Consider the following 17,459-nt stretch of genomic DNA (forward strand, 5'->3'; position numbering starts at 1 on the left):
CCTCAGGCAGCCGGATCCGGCCTGTTTCCTAGCCCCGATCGGCAAAAGGAAAGCCGATCGGACGACAAAGAGGCGGCACACTGAGGGGCGTGGGAAAGCCGAATCTGGCGCGCAGGGTCGCGGAGGCGGCCGAGATCGCGTTGACCAACCAGAAGTACGTGACGTTCATCGACGTGGTGACCGGGCTGCGCTGGCTGCACACCCGGCACGTCGAGCTGTGGCGGCAGGGCCGGGTCGCCACGCTGGCCGAGCTGGCCGCGGTCGACGACGACCGGCTGCGCGCGACCGCCGCCCTGCTGCGCGACTGGGCCGAGGCCAGAGGGCTGCGGCCGGTGGCCACGCCCTATCTGGCCGGCAGCCGTGACCGGCGCGAGCTGCGCTTCACCGCCTCGCCGGAGCAGGAGCCGTTCCGCGTGCACTGGCTGTCGCCCGACCTGAGCGAGACGCGGGTGAAACGGCTCACCGAGCGCCAGGCCAAGGCTCCCGACCTGGTGGTGGTCGCCCCCCTGGACGTGTGGACGTGCTCGACCTGCCGCGACACCGGCCCCTATCTGATCATGGAAGAGGACCGACCGCACTGCCTGACCTGCGCGGACATGGACCACCTGGTCTTCCTGCCGGCGGGCAACGCCGCGCTCAGCCGCCGGGCCAAGCAGGAGAGCGGCCTGTCGGCGGTGGTCGTCCGGTACAACCGGCGGCGCAAGGTCTACCAGCGCCAGGGCCTGCTGGTCGAGGAGCGCGCGCGGGAGGCGGCCGAGGACCGCTGCCTGGCCGACGAGGAGGTCCGCCTGCGCCGCCGCGAGCGCGACAGGGAGCGCAGGGCCGAGCAGGACGTCGAGTTCCAGACCCGGATGGCGGCCGAGATCGCCCGGTTGTTCCCGGCCTGCCCGGCCGAGCGGGCCCAGGAGATCGCCGCGCACGCCGGTCAGCGAGGCAGCGGCCGGGTCGGCCGCACGGCGGCGGCCAGAGCGCTCGATGCGGGCGCCATCACCCTGGCCGTCGTCGCGTCGATCCGCCATCTCGACACCGACTACGACGCCCTGCTGATGTCGGGTGTCCCGCGGATGGAGGCGCGCGACCGGATCAGGCACCGGATCGACGCCAAACTCGCCGAATTCCGAGCGACCGATTCCCGAGCGACCGAGTCCCGAGCAACCGAGTCCCGAGCGGTCGAGTCCCGAGGAGAGGTATGAACGACTGGCACGACGTACGCGAGGAATTGCGGGCGTTCGCGCTCGGACTGCCCGAGACCCACGAGGACCACCCGTGGGGCGAGACCGTCATCAAGGTGAACAAGAAGGTGTTCCTCTTCCTCGGCCTGGACGAGCCGACCGAGAAGTGGGATCCCACGTTCGGGGTGAAGCTGCTGTCGGAGGCGCACGGGCACGCGCTGACCGTGCCCGGCGCCAAGCCCAGCGGCTACGGGCTGGGCAAGGCCGGGTGGGTGACGGTGCCGTTCCTGGCCGAGCTGCCGGAGACCGAGGTGCTGATCGACTGGGTGGAGGAGAGCTACCGGGCGATCGCGCCCAAGCGGGCGATCAGGCTGCTGGACGGCCCGGTCACGTGACGGCCGGCCGCTGGGCGTACCTCTCGTCCTTCCACAGCTCCTTGTCCAGCACCTCGACCAGGGTGTGGGCGGCGTCCCACACGTCCACGTAGCGGGTGTAGAGCGGCGCGATGCCGAAGCGGAGGATGTCGGGCGCCCGGAAGTCGCCCTGGACGCCCCGGTCGATGAGGGCTCGCACCACCGGGAAACCGTCGGGGTGGCGGAAGCTCACGTGGCTGCCGCGCCGTTCCGCGTCGGCCGGCGAGGCGAGCTCCAGCGCGTCTCCGACGAGGTCGACGAAGAGTGAGCCGAGCGCCATGCTCTTGGCGCGCAGCAGGTCGAGCGGCACCCGCTCCCAGATGTCGAGGGCGGCGTCGAGCGACGCCATCGACAGCACGTGCGGCGTGCTCACCGCGAACCTCCTGATCCCCTCGGCCGGCCGGTACCCCTCCTCGAACGCGAACGGCTCCGCGTGGCCGTGCCAGCCGGACAGCACGTTCACCGCGTCGGCGTGGTGGCGCGGATTGACGTAGAGGAACGCGGGCGCGCCCGGCCCCGCGTTGAGGTACTTGTACGTGCACCCCACGGCGAAGTCGGCTGCCGAGACGTCCACGTCGAGGGCGCCGACGCTGTGGCACACGTCCCATGCCATGAGCGCTCCCGCCTCCCGCACGCGCGCGGTGACGGCGGGCACGTCGTGCCGCTCGCTGGTGCGGTAGTCGACCTCCGACAGCAGCACCACGGCCGCGTCGTCGAACCGGCCCTCGGCGAAGTCGCGGATCTCGTAGCCGCCGAGCGCCTGGGCCAGCCCCTGGATCATGTAGTGGTCGGTCGGGAAGTTGCGCGTGTCGGAGACGATCACCCGCCGCTCGGGACGCAGCCTGACGGCCGCCGACACCGCCTGGTGCACCGCGATGGACGTGGTGTTGCCGACGACCACCTGGCCGGGGCCCGCGCCGATGAGGGGCGCTATGCGGTCGCCGAGGGTGAGGGGCAGGTCGTACCAGCCGGCGTCGTTCCAGCCGCCGACGAGCCGGCCGCCCCACTCGTCCTCCACCGCCCGCCGCACCCGTTCGGGGGTGTGGCGGGGCAGCGCGCCAAGGGAGTTGCCGACGAGGTAGATGACTCCCTCGGGGAGCACGAACTCCGCCCTGAACTCCCGCAGCGGGTCGTCGGCGTCGAGGGCGAGGCAGCGATCGCGGTCGAGCATGCGGTCACTCTTTCATGGCGATAGTGGCTAATCACCCCATTTTCATCCCTCCTGTCCGCGCCAGGCGCGGGAGGGTCGCCCTCACCTCAGAAAGCTCTCGGCGTTGCCGCCGAGCAGCTTGGCGCGGGCCTCCTCGGTGAGGAAGGCCGCCTTCCTGATCAGGTCGCCCGCCGGAGACTCCCCCAACGGGTACGGGAAGTCGGAGCCCAGCATGACGCGGTCCTCGCCCAGCGTGTCGACGAGCAGCCGCAGCGCCCGCTCGTCGAAGACCACCGAATCGACACTGAACCGATCGAGGTAGCCGGAGGGCGGCAGCTCCGACCCGCCCACCGCGTCGTGCCTGCGGTGCCAGGCGTTCTCGACCCGCCCCAGCCAGAACGCGAACGAGCCGCCGCCGTGGGCGAAACAGACGCGCAGCGTGGGCGGCACCCGGTCGAAGACGCCGCCGAGGACCATCGACAGGATCGACAGGTGGGTCTCGGCCGGCATGCCGACCAGCCACTGCGCCATCCACCTGCCCATGCGCGCCCCGCCGGGAAGGTCCCAGGGGTGCACGAAGACGGGCACGTCCCTGGCCGCGCAGTGCTGCAGGAACTGCACGATCCCGGCGTCGTCGAGGTCGCGGTCACCGACGTGGTTGCCGATCTCGACTCCGCGGTGGCCGTTGTCGACGCACCGGTCGAGCTCGGCGCAGGCGAGGTCGGGGTCCTGCAGGGGCACCTGGCAGAACGGGATCAGCCGCTCGTCCGAACAGATCTCCAGGGCCAGGTCGTTGAAGATCTTCGAGACCCGTACGCCCTGCTCCGGCGGACGCTCGTAGGCGAAGAACACGGGGGTCGGCGAGACCACCTGCCGGTCGACCCCGTCCTCGTCCATCTGCCGCAGCCGCTCCCCGGCATCCCAGCAGTCATCCTGAATTTTCCGGAAATCGCGGTCGTTGACGAGGATCATCGCCTCGCGCTCGGACTCGACCCGCAACCGGGGCGCCCCGGGCCAGCCCAGCTCGGGCCAGCCCTTGGGCACGTAGTGCGTGTGAACGTCGATGACCACGCGCTAGCCCTTACCGGGGTGCAGGGCGCCGCAGCCGCCGCACGTGCGGGCGGCCGGGTCGGCGTAGAACGCCTCGAACACCGGCGGCAGGTCCTTGACGATGTCACGCACCTGCAACTCCACCTCGTGCACCAGGGCCGCGCACTCCGCGCAGTACCACTGGAACCGCTCCAGCTCGCCCTCCGGCCGGATCCGCTCCACCACCAGGCCCACCGACCCGGCCTCCGGCCGCTGCGGCGAGTGCGGCACCCCGGGCGGCAGCAGCCACATCTGCCCCTCGCGGATGTGCACGGTGTCGGGCCCGTCCTCGGTCATCACGTTGACGTGCATGTTGCCGCGTACCTGGTAGAAGAGCTCCTCATAGGGATCGACGTGGAAGTCGGTGCGGGCGTTCGGCCCGCCGACGACCATGACGATGAAGTCGCTCGCGCCCTCGAAGACCAGCTTGTTGCCGACAGGCGGCTTGAGCAGGTGGGCGTGCTCGTCGATCCACTTCGTGAAGTCGATGGGGGGCATCATGATGGCTCCTGGGGACGGTAGGCGACAGCCTGTATCTCTATCAGCAGGTGCGGATGGGGCAGTTGGCGCACCGCCACCGTGGTCCGCGTAGGTCCGGCCACGTCGAAGTAGTCGGCGTAGACCTCGTTGTAACCCTCGAAGTCGGACATGCTCACCAGATAGGTCGTGATCTGCACGAGATCGGCCAGAGAGCCGCCGGCGGCGGTGAGGATGTCGCCGACGTTCTCGATCACCGCCCTGGTCTGCGCCCGGATGTCGAGCGTGACGGCCCCGCGCTCGTCGACCTCGACGCCCGCGTACGTGTCGTCCGGCCTGCGTGAGCTGGTGCCCGACACGTAGAGGAAGTCGCCGGCCCGCTTGACGTGCGGGAACGCTCCCCTCGGAGTGGCCTTGCCGGGCACCAGCAGGGCGTCGCCGGAGCCCGTCACGGCGCGAACACCGCCCGCACCGACCCGAGCCCGGCGATGCGCGCCTCGAACACGTCACCCGGCTCGACGGGCGCCACGGGCCCGAGCGCGCCCGTCAGCACCACCTCGCCGGCCCGCAGCGGGCGGTCCGTACGGCCCAGCCGCCCGGCCAGCCAGACCAGGGCGTTGACCGGATGGCCCAGGCAGGCGGCGCCCGAGCCGGTCGAGACCTCCTGTTGTGGGGCGTCGCCACGCGTCATGGTCATCGCGGCCTGCCGCAGGTCCAGGCCGGCGAGCGGGACGGGCGTGTTGCCCAGCACGAACGCGCCGCTGGAGGCGTTGTCGGCGATCGTGTCGACCGGCGTGATGTCCCAGGCGGCCACGCGGGAGTCGGCGATCTCGATCGCGGGCAGCGCGAACTCCACCGCCCTGATCACCTCGGCCGCCGTGAACGGCCCGCCCTCCAGGTCGCGGCCGAGCACCAGCGCGATCTCGGCCTCGGCGCGCGGCTGGAGGAACCCGTCCACCGGCGCGGGTAGCCCGTCGAGCTGCGACCTGTCCGCGAACAGCGTCCCGAAGCTCGGCTCGTCGGCTCCGAACCGCCGCCGGGTCTCGGCGTTCGTGAGGCCGATCTTCCATCCGACCGGCCGCCGTCCCTCGTCCAGCGCCCGCCGCCGGTTGATCTCCTGTACGGCGTAGGCGTCGCGCTCGGCGCCGATCAGGTCACGGACGGGCGGGCACGGCTTGCCGGAGCGCGCGGCGTCGAGCAGCCGGTCGGCCGCCTGGGTGCGGCTGTCCACCGCCTCCGACCATTCGTCGTTCATCACGCGGCTCCAGGGGGCGTCAGTGGATTCCAGCAGAGGGTGAGCATCACCACAGTTTCCCGGTTTCCCGCATTTCTGGGTAGAACAGGACGAGCGGCTGGGGCAACCGGCCGCGCGCCCGCAACAGAGTAGACATCCTGGACATCATGCAGACACGCCTCGATCAGGTCACCGCCCACGACGGCTCCTTCGACGTCCACGTCTGGCTGCCTCCCGGCGGCAGCGGCCCCGGCATCCTGCTGATCCACGAGATCTACGGCGTCGGCCCGTACATCACGAAGGTGGCCGAGGAGCTCGCGGCCCGAGGTTACGTCGTCGCCGCGCCCGACCTGTTCTGGCGCCTCCAGCGGGGCTGGGTCGGCGAGCACACCCCGGAGGGCACGGCGGCCTCGATCGAGCTGGCCCGCGGATTCGAGGTCGCGCAGGGCGTGGCCGACTGCGCGCTGACCCTCGGCCACCTGCGGCGGCTGCCGGAGGTGACCGGCGGCGCCGGCGTGCTCGGGTTCTGCCTGGGCGGCTCGCTCAGCTTCATGCTGGCCACCCAGACCGAGCTGGACGCGGTGCTGTCCTTCTACGGCTCGGCCGTGCCCGATGCGGCCGGGCTGGTGGAGCGCATCGGCTCTCCCCTGCTGCTGGTCTTCGGCGGCAGCGACCCCTTCATCTCGCGCGAGCAGGTGGCCAAGGTCGAGCAGGCCGTCGCCGGCCGGCCCAACGTGCGCCTGCACGTGGACGAGGAGGCCGGGCACGCCTTTCTCAACAGCGAGGCGCCGATGTTCCACCAGCCGGAGGCGGCCGACCGCGCCTGGCGGATCGCCCTGGACTTCCTAGGGGAGCACCTGCCCGTACGGTGAGCCACCCTGTCCGCGAGGACACCTTCCCGTACCTCATCGGGGTGCGCGTGACGCGAACCCGGGAGTCATGGGGCGGAGCGAGCGTCGCGGCGGCCCCCGCCTCGATCACCGTCGAGGCCCTTCGGTACGGCTTACGGCCGGGCGGGTTCACCTTGATCAACGACGTGCTCCTCGACACCCTGGGGGTGGTGCCGGCCGCGCTGGTTACTCGCCGCTGGCGGGCCCGCCGAACAGCGGCCGGAGTCATTTCGCCATAACGGATGGCTGAAACCCATCACCTATCACCACATAGGCCCGATCTGCTGAAAAGAAGCTCGCGACCAACCTCCGTATCTGTGCGATCGTGGACAAGACGGGGCAAGTTCTCTGGAGACGCCGAACCCGGTTGGTGACAGAGGGTGGTCAAACGTGTCTGAATCCCCGGTACCCCACGATCCCCCAATCTACCGACGCATCGCCGACGGCCTCCGCGCCCGGATCCTGTCCGGCGAACTGCGCGACGGGGACCGGCTGCCGGGCGAGAACACGCTCATGGCCGACCACGCGATCGCCCGCGCCACAGCGAGGCAGGCGCTCGCCGTACTCATCAACGAAGGGCTGGCGGTGCCCAAGCGAGGTTCGGGGGTCTACGTGAGGCTGTTCAAACCGATCCGCAGGCATGGCTCCCGCCGCCTGTCACGCGAGCAATGGGGTGGCGGGCGGGCCATCTGGGACGCCGACGCCCGCGGCCGGCCGTTCACCGTGGACGAGGTGGAGGTGGTGCTTGAGGAGGCGTCCGAGGAGATCGCCGGGCTGCTCGCGACCGAAGAAGCGTGGGTCCGGCGCCGCCGCTACTCGGTCGACGACCGCCCGGTGCAGCTGGCGACCTCCTACTTTCCCGCTCCACTGGTCGACGGCACCCCCATCACGCTGCCCGACACCGGCCCCGGCGGCGTCTACGCCCGGCTGCGCGACCTCGGCCTGTCGCCCGCGCACTTCACCGAGGAGGTACGGGCCCGGATGCCGGCTCCGCGCGAGACCCGGTTACTCGGCCTGCCGGGCGGCACGCCGGTGATCGTGATCAGCCGCACCGCCTACACCGAGGAGGGGCGGCCCGTGGAGCACAACGAGATGGTGCTCGACTCCGCCGCCTACGTCCTTCAGTACGACTTCGACGCGTAGCTGTCCTCGAGTCCCATCCGACCCGCAGTCCGGTCCGTAGTTCAAGCGGATATGTCAAGCGATAGGTTGACCTGTCCTTCCCGATCATAGATTTCTCTAGAGAGGTGACGGATCCTTCAGGGAGACGGAACCTCGTAAGGGGGCCCCGGAAGGATGACCAGATGTCCTTTGACCGGCATCTCGCCGAAATCGCCCGGGAGTTCCCGCAATGGACCATCTGGCGAAGCGACGCCGGACGCTGGTGGGCCACCAGGCACCATCCGCTCAGCGCCGGGCAACGCGACGCCGGATGCGCGATGACCATCGACGCCGACGACCCGGACGACCTGCGCGAGCAGCTCCGGGACCAGGAGAGCAGGGCCGCGGAGCGGGAGGGACCACGACGCCGCACCGGCCCCGCCCCGCCCTAGCGCGGGCCGCCGGCCGTCAGAAGACGGCCCGGCGGCAGGCGCACACGAACAGCCCGGTGCCGGGTCCAGCGTCTCGGCGGCCCCGGCACCGGGCCCCCAGGGGGCCGCACACGCGGAAGCCTCCGACCCGATCGGGGGCGGAGGCTTCCGCTCACGGGACGTCCGCCCGCGAAGGCTGTCCCGGAGACGCGTGCTACTTGCGGATGTCGGACAGGTGGCCGAGGGTCACGTCGGTGTCATCGGAGACCGCGGGCCGGACCCGTGACGCCTCGTCCTCCTCGACGATGACGCGGACGTCGTCCTGCGCGTTCGCCGGCAGCGTCAGGTCGCGCGTCTGAGGCTCCTCGTGGTGGGCCTCCCGCCGCTGAGGGTCCAGCGGCTCCGCGCGAGGGTCGGCCAACGTGACCTCCTCGGTCGGCGACCCGTCGTACCGGACATCCTCGGTCCGCGACTCGTCGTAGCGGGCCTCCTCGGTCGGCCGCTGGTCGTAGCGAGCCTCGATCGGCCGCTCGTCGTGGCGGGCGTCCTCGGTCGGCCGCTCGTCGGATCCGGCCTCAAGGGACCGAGCCTCCTGCGGGCGCTCGAGCCGCGGCGCGTCCGCCTGCTCGACCAGCAGCGGGCCCGCGGCCTTCTCGGCGTGCATGAGGTCGCCGAGCACCGAGCTGATCTCGGTCAACCGGCGCACGACCTCGGTGTGGGTGTTGCCCAGGTACTCGACCCGCCGGCCCGCGTGCTCGTCGAGCGCGGCCACGCGCTGCTGCGCGGCCGCGAGGGTCGACTCGGCCTCCTCCCGGGCGGCGGCCAGCCCCTGCGCGGCCTCGGCCTGGGCGCTCTCGATCAGCCGCTCGGCCTCGGCCTGGGCGGAGGCGACCAACTGCTCGGCCTCCTCGCGCGCCTCGAGCCGGGTGGCGTCGGCCTCCATGCGGGAGCTGGTCAGCTTCTCGTCGGCGTCGGCGCCCGCCTGCGCCAGCATCCGCTCGGCCGCCGCCGTGGCCTCGCCCACCCGTCGCTCGGCCTCCGCCTGGGCTGAGGTGAGGATGCTGTCGGCCGTCTCGCGGGCCGAGGTGACCAGCCGCTCGGCCTCCGACTTGGCCGCGTCACGCACGCTGATGGCCTCGGCCTCGGCGTCCTCCTTCTTCTGCGCGGCCTCTTCCTCGCCCAGCTTGAGAATCTGCGCGAGCCTGGGGCTGAGGTCCTCGTAGCTCTGTGGCGCCTCGACCATGCGCCGCCGGGCCTCGGCGAGCTCCAGCCGGCCCTGCTCGGCCTGGTCGATCGCCCGGACCAGCCGTTCCTCCAGATCACGGATCTGGTTGCGGGTGCGGTTGACGTAGTCGTTGACCTGAGCACGGTTGTAGCCGCGGAGCGCGACCTCGAAGGTGTCCTCTTGCATCAGATCGGGAAAGCTCTCGTGCTGGTTTGTCATGGGGGTTACCTAAGGGTTTGCGTGAGGCGGGGGAGAACTGCGGCTGGTAAGGGTCTGGTGACGAGACGTCAGGAAACGACTTTCCTGCCATCTGCCCACGTCCGCAACCGGAACACCAGACCTGGGCGGGAATTACGATGAGACGGGTGTACATCGCTGCATTGAACAACGGAGCAGTCCCGGACATTCATCCCGAGGCGTACATCGCCCCTGGCGCCGTCGTGGTCGGGCGGGTGCGAGTGGGCCGGGCGTCCAGCATCTGGTACGGCTCCGTTCTCCGGGGAGACGACGAGCGGATCGAGATCGGGGAGGAGTGCAACGTACAGGATCTCTGTTGCCTGCACTCCGATCCGGGCGAGCCGGCGATCCTGGAGTCGAGGGTAAGCCTGGGCCACAAGGCGATGGTGCACGGCGCCCACATCGAGACGGGCGCGCTGATCGGCATCGGCGCGATCGTGCTCGGCGGCGCCCGCGTCGGGGCGGGCACGCTGGTGGCGGCCGGAGCGCTGGTCGGGCCCGGCAAGAAGATCCCGGCTGGGGTGCTGGTCGCCGGAGTGCCGGGCCGGGTCGTCCGCGAGCTCACCGACGACGACCGCGAGTCCTTCGCCCGCACGCCCGACAACTACATGGCCAAGGCGATCAGGCACGGGCAGGCGTCAGTGATTTGATCAGCGCCGCGTCCGGCACCGAGGCGGTGTTGAGCGGGTCCGCGTAGTCAGGCAGCTCCGGGCGCAGAAATCTGACGAAGTCCACGGTCAGCTTCACGTCCGGCACCCCCCTGACCTGCGTGGCGTTGCCCTTCGTGGCGTCCTTCTTGAGAGTGCTGTAGCTGTCCCAGTCGGTGTAGGCCGTGATGCCCCACTGCAGCACCTCGGGCAGGTTCGACTCCCAGCGCTTGCCGACCTTCCAGGTGCCGCCGTCCTCCTTGTAGAGGGCCACGGCGACGCGGCCGACCCTGGCCAGGACGAGGTCGACCCAGCCGGCCTTCACCGCCAGTTCCTGCGGCTTGGAGCTGCCCTCCCTGGTGTACTTCACCTCGACCTGGCTGCCCTTGTCGGCTGTGCCGGTGGTGACCGACACCCAGTTGGGGACCGCGTACGAACCGGGCTGGCGGGCCATCAGGCCGCCGAGCGAGAACTTCCGCTTGGGTACGCCGCCGCTCCTGCCCTCGACCTTGACCCGGGCGTGCATGACGATGTCTCCGGCCAGCTCCTGGAAGACGAACGGCCCACGGAAGCCGTCGAACCAGGCGGAGGTCCTGGGCTCCAGGTACATCGCGCCCTTCGCCGTCTTGTTCACGTCGAGCTTGGCGATGCGGTCGAGGTCCTTCTCGACGTCGCTCAGCTTCTTCCACATCGCCAGGTCCGTGGCCATGGCGAACTCCGCGGAGGCGGCACCCACCTCGCCTCCCGGCGTGGGCGGGATGGCCGCCTCTAAGGTGAGCACGCCCGGTCCCGTGGGCGAAGGTTGCGCCGACGTCGCTGTCCCGCAACCGGCGAGCATGCCCGCGACCGACACGACTGCTGCCATCTTCGCCCTCATAGTGGACATTCTGCCGTGTCATGGTCACTGCTGATTTCCGAACCCGGACAGTACGATGGCCGCCGTGCGCACCTGGGACGCGTTCGCCGCGGCGGAGGCCGAGGTCCGGGCGATGGTCGCCGACCATCGCTGGGCCACTCTTCCGGTGCCGGCGCGCGCCCGCGCGATCGCCGCGCGCGGCCTTGGCACACCCGACGGCGACCGGTGGCTGTTCGGCGCGCACGCGCGGTGGCACCTGCACGACCCGGCCGACGGCCGCTGGCACCTGTCCCCGCCACCGAGAGGCGGGCGGGCCCGGCGGGTCGGCCACGCCGCCGCGGCGCTGCCCTCCCGGGTGATCCCCCAAGGCCCCGACTTCGCCGCCGAGCCCGGCTCCACGCAGGCGTTCATCGGCCCCGACGTGCCGGCGGCGCTGACCGACCAGGTCCGGGTGCTGCTGCGGGCCAGTGGCCGCAGGTCCGAGCACGACTTCCCGCTGACCGCCTTCGGCGAGATCTTCGCGTCCGACGTGCCCGGGACGGTCGCCGCCGTCTGGGGGACGGTGATGTGGTGCGCCTACGCGCCCGCCTTCGATGGCAACGAGGGGCTGATCACGATCTTCGGCGAGTACCTTCGGCGGCCGCTGCCGGGTGACGAGTGGGTGCGCTGGCTGCCCGCGCCGCCGCTGCTCGACCTCGTCGCGCTCGTCGCCGAGCGGGTGCGCTCGGGCCGTTCGCGCGAGGCGCTCCGCCTGACGGCCGTGATGGCCGACACGGCCCGGGTCCTGCTCGCCGACCCCCGCTTCCGGCCGCGCGCGCTCGCCCTGCTGACGATGGTCGAGCCCGCCCTCGACCGGCCGGGCCTCGACGACCGAGCCGCGCTGCGCGACGACGAGACCGTACGCCGGGCGTGGCTGGAACGCTGCCCCGCCCGGCTGTCCAGGGCGGTGCTGGCGGAGACCGATCCCTCGGCGCACTTCTGCCACACCGTCTACGAGCTGTCCGAGGCGCTCGCCTTCACCGGCGATCCGGCCCACGCGGCGGCGACGCTGCTGGCCGATCTGTCCGACTCCAGGGGCATGCTGCCCGGCCGGCTCGACCATCGGCTCAGGCGGGCCTACGGCGAGCTGGCCCGCGCGGGTCTCACCGGCACCTCGGCCGCCGAGTCGACGGAGCCCGACGGGTTCCCGGTGCTGGGGCCGGCCCAGCCGTTGCCCGCCGACCCGCACGAGCGTCACGGGCAGGTGGCGCGGGAGGGCGAGGGGTGGCATGTGCCCGCCCGGGCACCGGGTCATCACGTGGTGTCGGGGTTCGAGATCGAGCCGCCCGACCGGGTGAGCGCGGCGGCGGTGCTGGGATCCGCGTACGCCGTCGGGCTGGCGTGGGCGAGGGTGAGCGGGGCCAGGGTGCCGGAGCGCGGGTTCGCCGGCCAGTCGGCGCTCGTGCGGCGGGTCGCCCACGAACGCGACGATGTTCCCTCTTAACCCACTAATACCGGTATTAACTCTTACCCGTCCCGTATCGTGTCGCCACTTCAGGCAACAGATAATTCGCTGAATTGTGATCTCGGTTTCCGGAAACGATCCTGGAGGGACCGGAGTGGCGCCGAAAGGAATGACTCCGATGGGCCATGTCGCCGGAAGGGCCTCAGCCGTAACCTCGTAGAGGGTGTGGGCTGCGGAAGGAAGGACGACGCGGTGGGGCACGATGACCTGGACTCTCGGGTCCACGACCGTGTCGCGTTGGACGAGATTGCGCTCTACGCCGAGGTGCTTACCGCCGTCGCAGTCAGTGAGCGGCGGCTGACCTTGGACGAGCTCGACGACGCGCTCGGATTGCGGACTTCGGCGAGCCGCTGAAGGACCATCACTGGACCTAGTCCCGGGCTCCTCAGGGGTCCGGGACAGTCATTTTGGGGGGTGTGCCGCTTCCCACAATATGACTAGTCAGTCAAGCCGCCGATCTCCTACGAACGGACGAGACGCGCGATCGCGGCCGACGCCTCCTTGACCTTCGCCTCGGCCTCGGGCCCGCCGGTGTTGATCGCGTCGGCCACGCAGTGGGAGATGTGATCCTCCAGCAGCCCGAGCGCCACCGCCTGCAGCGCCCGCGTCGCCGCGGAGACCTGCGTGAGCACGTCGATGCAGTAGGAGTCGTCATCGACCATCCGCTGCAGACCTCTGATCTGCCCCTCGATCCGCCTCAGCCGGGTCAGATAGGCCTGCTTGTCTCCGCTGTACCCATGCATACCTCCAGGATACCCGTATCAGGTATCTCTCAGCGGAGGCCGGAAATCAGCGTCTCCCACTGCCTGGCCATCTCGTCGGCCGAATGGCGGACCGCCGTCTCCAGCGCTCCCGCCGCCAGCGAACGCCGCCTGCGCTCGTCGTCGATCAGCGCCAGCAACGCCGCGGCGAACAGCTCCAGCTCGTCCTCGACCTCGGGCACCAGCACGCCGTTGTAGCCGGTCGCCACGAACTCCATCGGCCCTCTGGCGCCCTCGACCGCCACCACGGGCACCCCGCAGCCCATCGCCTCCAGCACGGTCATGCCCAGGTCGCCGGTGTGCGAGGTGTTGGCCACGATCGACGCCTTGGCGAACTCACCGGGCAGGTCGGGCGTGGTGCCCATGAAGTAGACGTGGTTGTGCAGGTCGAGCTCGCGCACCAGGGCACGCAGCCGCCTCTCCTCGGGCCCGCCGCCGTAGAGCCGGAGCCGCCAGTCGGGCCGCTTGTCCGCGACGACGGCGAACGACCTGATCAGCCGGTCGTACCCCTTGACGGGCACCCACCGGCCGCCCGCCGCCACGATGCGGTTGTCCATCCGCGAACGCGGCCACGGCCCGTGGGCCAGCGCGTCGGCCACGGTGTGCACGACCGGCCCCTCGTCCTCCAGCAGCTCGGACCACTCCGCCTCGGCCGTCTCGGTAGCGGTGACGACCGCGTCGAGCCGTGGGTAGAACCGCTGCACCGGGCCGGGAACGGTGGGCCGGCTCCACTCACGGGCGATCTTGAGGATGCCGCGCGGCGCGTGCTTGGCCACCTGGACGCCGAGACCGGGCCGGGTCGTGATGATCACGTCGGACCTGAGGCCGCGGAGCAGTCGCCACAGCGCGACCTCGGCCCGCACCTGGCCACGCGGGAACAACCGCCTGCTCCCCGGCCGGGCGTCGATCACCGAGCGCATCGTCACTCCGGACGCGACGGGGAAGAACGGTTTCTCCTTCGGCCGCCGGACGCTGATCACCTCGACCTCGTTCCGCTCCGCCAGCGCGTTGGCCAGGTTGAGGGTGGAGCGCACGTCGCCGCGCATGCCGTACGCGGAGGCGAGGACGAGGGTGATCTTCACCCGCCCACCTCGATCCGCAGCTCGTCGTCGGCGGTGTAGCAGGGGCGGATCGGCACTCCGTCGATGCGGGCCGACGGGTAGTGCAGGCGGCGGCGTTTGCCGTCGACGTCGTCGAGGCGCGAGCCGAGCTTCATCGCCGTCGGGACGCCCTCGACCTTCAGCGACGGCTCCCAGGTGCCGGCCCCGTCGGGGTCGGCCGCGAGCACGTCGACCAGCGAGAACGCGGCATGGAACCGGACTCCCTGCACGGTCGCGGAGGTGCGCGTCATGAAGTCCTCGGACTGCCTGCGGTGCAGCGCCAGGCGAGCCTCGTGGCGGCAGTCGTCGTCCTCCAGCCCGGTGAAGGCGAGCACGCCGGTCACCTCGAAGCGGCCTTCGCGGAACCAGATCGCGCGCACCTCGGCGGCCGGCGAGGCATCGTCGATCTTCAGGGCCAGGAATCCGTTGCGGGTCCGGTAGGACCGGTAGGCCAGGGTGCGCCTGCACAGCGCGTAGGTGTCGAGGTGGTCGAGCGAGAAGCCCGGGTCGACGCTGCGCAGCCGCGTGCGCTTGCCGTCGTGACGCAGGTAGGCGTCCCAGCGCCCGGCGGTGAGCACGAGCGGCGCCAGTGAGACGGCCAGCGTGGCGTCGCTGGCCCTGGCGCCCGGCGTGCCGAGCAGCACCCCGCGTTCGACCCCCGTCGTGCGGTGCCGGAGCACCAGCTCCGTGCCGTCCACCAACGGCTCCTCGATGGCGAGTCGCAGGGAGAGCACGTCCGCGAGCGTGACTTCCGCGTCTGTGACGACGACGCGCATCGCGAGCCCCCTCCCCGTCGAATGAAGCCATGCGACGTTGAGGTTACCGTGATTTTCCCGTTATGTGGATGGCAGATTTCCGGCGAGAAGCGCTCCTGACAGGCGGAACTCCCCCACAGAAACCATGGAGGAGTCCGACTTTATCCGGTCAAGATGCGCTTTTAACCGATTTGATCAAGAGCTGTGCGACGTCCACAACCTCGAGCGACTCCTTCGCCTCGCCGTTGTTCTTCTTCTCGTTGATGGCGTCGCCGAGCATCACCATGCAGAAGGGACAGGCGGTGGAAACGGTGTCGGGATCGGTGGTGAGGGCCTCGTCGACGCGCTCGGTGTTGATGCGCTTGCCGATGCGCTCCTCCATCCACATGCGGGCGCCGCCGGCCCCGCAGCAGAAGCCGCGATCCTTGTGGCGGTGCATCTCCTGGGTCTGCACGCCCGGCACCTTCGACATGATGTCGCGAGGCTGGGAGTAGACCTTGTTGTGGCGGCCGAGGAAGCACGGGTCATGGTAGGTGATCTTCTCCTCGATCGGCGTGATCGGGGTGAGCAGCCCCTCGTCGACCAGCTTGGCCAGCAGCTGCGTGTGGTGGACGACCTCGTACGTGCCGCCGAGCTGTGGATACTCGTTGGCCAGCGTGTTGAAGCAGTGGGGGCAGGTCGCGACGATCTTCTTGACGCCGGCCTCGTTCAGCGTCTCGATGTTCTGCTGGGCCAGCATGTTGAACAGGTACTCCATGCCGAGCCGGCGGGCCGGGTCGCCGGTGCACGCCTCCATCGGGCCGAGCACCGCGAACTTCACGCCCGCGATGTGCAGCAGCTCCGCGACGGCCTTGGTGGTCTTCTTCGCCCGGTCCTCCAGGGCCCCGGCGCAGCCGACCCAGAAGAGGTACTCGGTGTCCTCGGGCATCTTCTCGTCGACGACCTCGACCTCGAAGTCGAGCTCCTCGATCCAGTCGGCCCGCTTCATCTCGGACATGCCCCACGGGTTGCCCTTGTTCTCCAGGTTCTTCACCATCACGCCCGCCTCGGACGGGAACGACGACTCCACCATCACCTGGTAGCGGCGCATGTCGAGGATGTGGTCGATGTGCTCGATGTCCACCGGGCACTGCTCGACGCAGGCGCCGCAGTTGGTGCACGCCCAGAGCACGTCGGGGTGGATCACGCCCTCCTCACCGACCAGCGGCTTCTCCAGGAGGGCCAGCACGTCGGTGTCGGCGTGCGGGTTGGCCTCGGCCGTCGAGCCGCCGTTGGCCGCCGCCATCAGGTACGGGGCCACCTTGAACGCGTGGTCACGCTGGTCGAGGATGAGCATCTTCGGCGACAGCGGCTTGTCGGTGTTCCAGGCCGGGCACTGCGACTGGCAGCGACCGCACTCGGTGCACGAGTAGAAGTCGAGGAAGCCCTTCCAGGTGGTGTCGGCGATCTTGCCGCGGCCCAGCCGTTCGGGGTCGAGGTCCTCGTCCTCGAAGTTGACGGCCTTACCGTCGATGCGCAGCTCGGAGGCGGCCCCGAGGCCGTCGGGGCGGCGCGAGAAGAGCACGTTCAGCGGCGCGGTGAAGATGTGCAGGTGCTTGGAGTGCACCACGATGACCAGGAACACCAGCATGAAGCCGATGTGCAGGAGCAGCGCGATCTCCTCCAGCAGGGTGCTCCGCGGCAGCACCTCGCCCAGCGGGATCGACACGAAGGCGCCCGCCGAGTAGGGCAGGTTGCCGTTGGCCGACGCCGCGCCGCGCGCCAGGAAGAGCGTCCAGATGATGTTGAAGATCATGAACAGCACGAGCCACGCGCCGCCGAGATGGGAGCCGGAGAAGCGCGACTTGCGGCCCAGCGTCTTGGGTGAGTTCTTGATCCGGATGGCGGCGAACGCGACCAGGCCCAGGAGACAGGCCACGGCGATGAAGTCCTGCAGGAAGCCGAGGATCGGCCAGGTCCCGACGAGCGGGATGTGGAAGTCGGGGCTGCCGGTGATCGCGCCCTGAATGATCGCGCCGTACGCCTCGATGTAGACGGTCAGCAGGATGAAGAACGCCCACATGACGAAGAAGTGCGCGACGCCGGACGGTGTCCACTTGAGCAGCTTCTTCTGCCCGAACACCTCGACGAGTTGCGCCTTGAGCTCGGCACCCGCGTTGTCCTTGGCGTACTCGATGCGCTCGGGCGCGGGTGGGCCCACCGTCGCGAGCTTGAAGAGGAAGATCGCCCTGCGGCCCGCGACGGCCACCGCCAGGACGGTCATGACGAGCCCGATGATGGCTACCCAGAGCACGGGGTCCTCCCACAGACGACGTTGGCTGCCAGCGTACGGTCGCCGGTCATCCACGTAATGACCAGGTGTCCTCTAAATCCTACCTATCGGTAACATCGCCGAGGTTACGCGACCTTACCCTATG

The 17,459-nt window shown here is 70.3% G+C and carries 19 protein-coding genes; 8 read left to right on the forward strand and 11 right to left on the reverse strand.

The window, feature by feature from the left end; genetic code table 11:
- Window positions 1-89: 89 nt before the first annotated feature.
- Window positions 90-1,193, forward strand: coding sequence for a DUF2293 domain-containing protein (locus tag AC5L3X_RS02140; RefSeq protein ID WP_494854703.1), 1,104 nt, complete (start codon window positions 90-92; stop codon window positions 1,191-1,193).
- Complete coding sequence (locus AC5L3X_RS02145) at window positions 1,190-1,567, forward strand: MmcQ/YjbR family DNA-binding protein (RefSeq protein ID WP_189122154.1); 378 nt, start codon at window positions 1,190-1,192, stop codon at window positions 1,565-1,567. Before AC5L3X_RS02140 ends, AC5L3X_RS02145 begins: the two co-directional genes overlap by 4 nt.
- On the opposite strand, the gene kynU is transcribed toward AC5L3X_RS02145, so the two are convergent.
- The 5 genes from kynU to AC5L3X_RS02170 form a co-directional block, all read right to left on the reverse strand.
- Entirely contained in the window at window positions 1,560-2,756 is a 1,197-nt protein-coding gene (kynU, locus tag AC5L3X_RS02150) for a kynureninase (RefSeq protein ID WP_494854705.1), read from the reverse strand. The genes AC5L3X_RS02145 and kynU overlap by 8 nt on opposite strands.
- A gap of 81 nt (window positions 2,757-2,837) precedes the next feature.
- Window positions 2,838-3,806 (reverse strand): amidohydrolase family protein, encoded by a 969-nt coding sequence (locus AC5L3X_RS02155; RefSeq protein WP_494854706.1) that lies wholly within the window; start codon window positions 3,804-3,806, stop codon window positions 2,838-2,840.
- 3 nt (window positions 3,807-3,809) lie between these two features.
- Window positions 3,810-4,325, reverse strand: coding sequence for a 3-hydroxyanthranilate 3,4-dioxygenase (locus AC5L3X_RS02160; RefSeq protein ID WP_494854707.1), 516 nt, complete (start codon window positions 4,323-4,325; stop codon window positions 3,810-3,812).
- Entirely contained in the window at window positions 4,322-4,753 is a 432-nt protein-coding gene (locus tag AC5L3X_RS02165) for a RidA family protein (protein WP_189122158.1), read from the reverse strand. Before AC5L3X_RS02165 ends, AC5L3X_RS02160 begins: the two co-directional genes overlap by 4 nt.
- The gene (locus AC5L3X_RS02170; protein WP_494854708.1) at window positions 4,750-5,556 is read right to left on the reverse strand and encodes a 2-keto-4-pentenoate hydratase; all 807 of its coding nucleotides are present in this window, start codon (window positions 5,554-5,556) and stop codon (window positions 4,750-4,752) included. Before AC5L3X_RS02170 ends, AC5L3X_RS02165 begins: the two co-directional genes overlap by 4 nt.
- A gap of 146 nt (window positions 5,557-5,702) precedes the next feature.
- Between AC5L3X_RS02170 and AC5L3X_RS02175 the strand changes: the two genes are divergently transcribed.
- From AC5L3X_RS02175 to AC5L3X_RS02190, 4 genes are all read left to right on the forward strand, one after another.
- On the forward strand, window positions 5,703-6,407 hold the full coding sequence (locus tag AC5L3X_RS02175) for a dienelactone hydrolase family protein (RefSeq protein WP_189122160.1): 705 nt from the start codon (window positions 5,703-5,705) through the stop codon (window positions 6,405-6,407).
- Window positions 6,404-6,664 carry a hypothetical protein gene (locus AC5L3X_RS02180; RefSeq protein WP_494854710.1) on the forward strand — a complete coding sequence of 87 codons (261 nt, stop codon included), beginning with the start codon at window positions 6,404-6,406 and terminating at the stop codon, window positions 6,662-6,664. The genes AC5L3X_RS02175 and AC5L3X_RS02180 overlap by 4 nt, the downstream gene beginning before the upstream one ends.
- Window positions 6,665-6,815: 151 nt before the next feature.
- Window positions 6,816-7,568, forward strand: coding sequence for a GntR family transcriptional regulator (locus tag AC5L3X_RS02185; RefSeq protein WP_494854711.1), 753 nt, complete (start codon window positions 6,816-6,818; stop codon window positions 7,566-7,568).
- Between the two features lie 161 nt (window positions 7,569-7,729).
- Window positions 7,730-7,978: a hypothetical protein gene (locus AC5L3X_RS02190; RefSeq protein WP_494854712.1), complete on the forward strand. Its 249-nt coding sequence runs from the start codon at window positions 7,730-7,732 to the stop codon at window positions 7,976-7,978.
- A 193-nt stretch (window positions 7,979-8,171) separates the two neighbouring features.
- On the opposite strand, the gene AC5L3X_RS02195 is transcribed toward AC5L3X_RS02190, so the two are convergent.
- Window positions 8,172-9,401, reverse strand: a complete 1,230-nt coding sequence (locus tag AC5L3X_RS02195; RefSeq protein ID WP_494854713.1) for a hypothetical protein — start codon at window positions 9,399-9,401, stop codon at window positions 8,172-8,174.
- A gap of 137 nt (window positions 9,402-9,538) precedes the next feature.
- Here AC5L3X_RS02195 and AC5L3X_RS02200 point away from each other — a divergent pair, with 137 nt between their 5' ends.
- Window positions 9,539-10,069, forward strand: coding sequence for a gamma carbonic anhydrase family protein (locus tag AC5L3X_RS02200; protein WP_494854714.1), 531 nt, complete (start codon window positions 9,539-9,541; stop codon window positions 10,067-10,069).
- On the opposite strand, the gene AC5L3X_RS02205 is transcribed toward AC5L3X_RS02200, so the two are convergent.
- Entirely contained in the window at window positions 10,041-10,931 is an 891-nt protein-coding gene (locus tag AC5L3X_RS02205) for a DUF1349 domain-containing protein (RefSeq protein WP_494854716.1), read from the reverse strand. The two genes, AC5L3X_RS02200 and AC5L3X_RS02205, sit on opposite strands and share 29 nt — an antisense overlap.
- A 67-nt stretch (window positions 10,932-10,998) precedes the next feature.
- Between AC5L3X_RS02205 and AC5L3X_RS02210 the strand changes: the two genes are divergently transcribed.
- Window positions 10,999-12,405 (forward strand): hypothetical protein, encoded by a 1,407-nt coding sequence (locus tag AC5L3X_RS02210; RefSeq protein WP_494854718.1) that lies wholly within the window; start codon window positions 10,999-11,001, stop codon window positions 12,403-12,405.
- Between the two features lie 482 nt (window positions 12,406-12,887).
- On the opposite strand, the gene AC5L3X_RS02215 is transcribed toward AC5L3X_RS02210, so the two are convergent.
- The 4 genes from AC5L3X_RS02215 to AC5L3X_RS02230 form a co-directional block, all read right to left on the reverse strand.
- Window positions 12,888-13,169, reverse strand: a complete 282-nt coding sequence (locus AC5L3X_RS02215; protein ID WP_189122168.1) for a metal-sensitive transcriptional regulator — start codon at window positions 13,167-13,169, stop codon at window positions 12,888-12,890.
- 29 nt (window positions 13,170-13,198) lie between these two features.
- A complete protein-coding gene (locus tag AC5L3X_RS02220; protein WP_189122169.1) occupies window positions 13,199-14,269 on the reverse strand; it encodes a glycosyltransferase in 1,071 nt (356 codons plus the stop codon).
- Window positions 14,266-15,063 (reverse strand): hypothetical protein, encoded by a 798-nt coding sequence (locus AC5L3X_RS02225; RefSeq protein ID WP_189122170.1) that lies wholly within the window; start codon window positions 15,061-15,063, stop codon window positions 14,266-14,268. The genes AC5L3X_RS02220 and AC5L3X_RS02225 overlap by 4 nt, the downstream gene beginning before the upstream one ends.
- Before the next feature lie 148 nt (window positions 15,064-15,211).
- Entirely contained in the window at window positions 15,212-17,335 is a 2,124-nt protein-coding gene (locus tag AC5L3X_RS02230) for a (Fe-S)-binding protein (RefSeq protein ID WP_494854720.1), read from the reverse strand.
- Between the last annotated feature and the right edge of the window lie 124 nt (window positions 17,336-17,459).

The organism is Nonomuraea sp. CX421, from assembly GCF_059358955.1.

What these genes read in the sequence shown, in the direction of transcription:
- AC5L3X_RS02145 (WP_189122154.1), top strand. Translation starts at nt 1,190, where the DNA reads ATGAACGACTGGCACGACGTACGCGAGGAATTGCGGGCGTTCGCGCTC.
- kynU (WP_494854705.1), bottom strand. Translation starts at nt 2,756, where the DNA reads ATGCTCGACCGCGATCGCTGCCTCGCCCTCGACGCCGACGACCCGCTG.
- AC5L3X_RS02160 (WP_494854707.1), bottom strand. Translation starts at nt 4,325, where the DNA reads ATGATGCCCCCCATCGACTTCACGAAGTGGATCGACGAGCACGCCCAC.
- AC5L3X_RS02170 (WP_494854708.1), bottom strand. Translation starts at nt 5,556, where the DNA reads ATGAACGACGAATGGTCGGAGGCGGTGGACAGCCGCACCCAGGCGGCC.
- AC5L3X_RS02175 (WP_189122160.1), top strand. Translation starts at nt 5,703, where the DNA reads ATGCAGACACGCCTCGATCAGGTCACCGCCCACGACGGCTCCTTCGAC.
- AC5L3X_RS02190 (WP_494854712.1), top strand. Translation starts at nt 7,730, where the DNA reads ATGTCCTTTGACCGGCATCTCGCCGAAATCGCCCGGGAGTTCCCGCAA.
- AC5L3X_RS02195 (WP_494854713.1), bottom strand. Translation starts at nt 9,401, where the DNA reads ATGACAAACCAGCACGAGAGCTTTCCCGATCTGATGCAAGAGGACACC.
- AC5L3X_RS02200 (WP_494854714.1), top strand. Translation starts at nt 9,539, where the DNA reads ATGAGACGGGTGTACATCGCTGCATTGAACAACGGAGCAGTCCCGGAC.
- AC5L3X_RS02205 (WP_494854716.1), bottom strand. Translation starts at nt 10,931, where the DNA reads ATGGCAGCAGTCGTGTCGGTCGCGGGCATGCTCGCCGGTTGCGGGACA.
- AC5L3X_RS02210 (WP_494854718.1), top strand. Translation starts at nt 10,999, where the DNA reads ATGGCCGCCGTGCGCACCTGGGACGCGTTCGCCGCGGCGGAGGCCGAG.
- AC5L3X_RS02215 (WP_189122168.1), bottom strand. Translation starts at nt 13,169, where the DNA reads ATGCATGGGTACAGCGGAGACAAGCAGGCCTATCTGACCCGGCTGAGG.
- AC5L3X_RS02225 (WP_189122170.1), bottom strand. Translation starts at nt 15,063, where the DNA reads ATGCGCGTCGTCGTCACAGACGCGGAAGTCACGCTCGCGGACGTGCTC.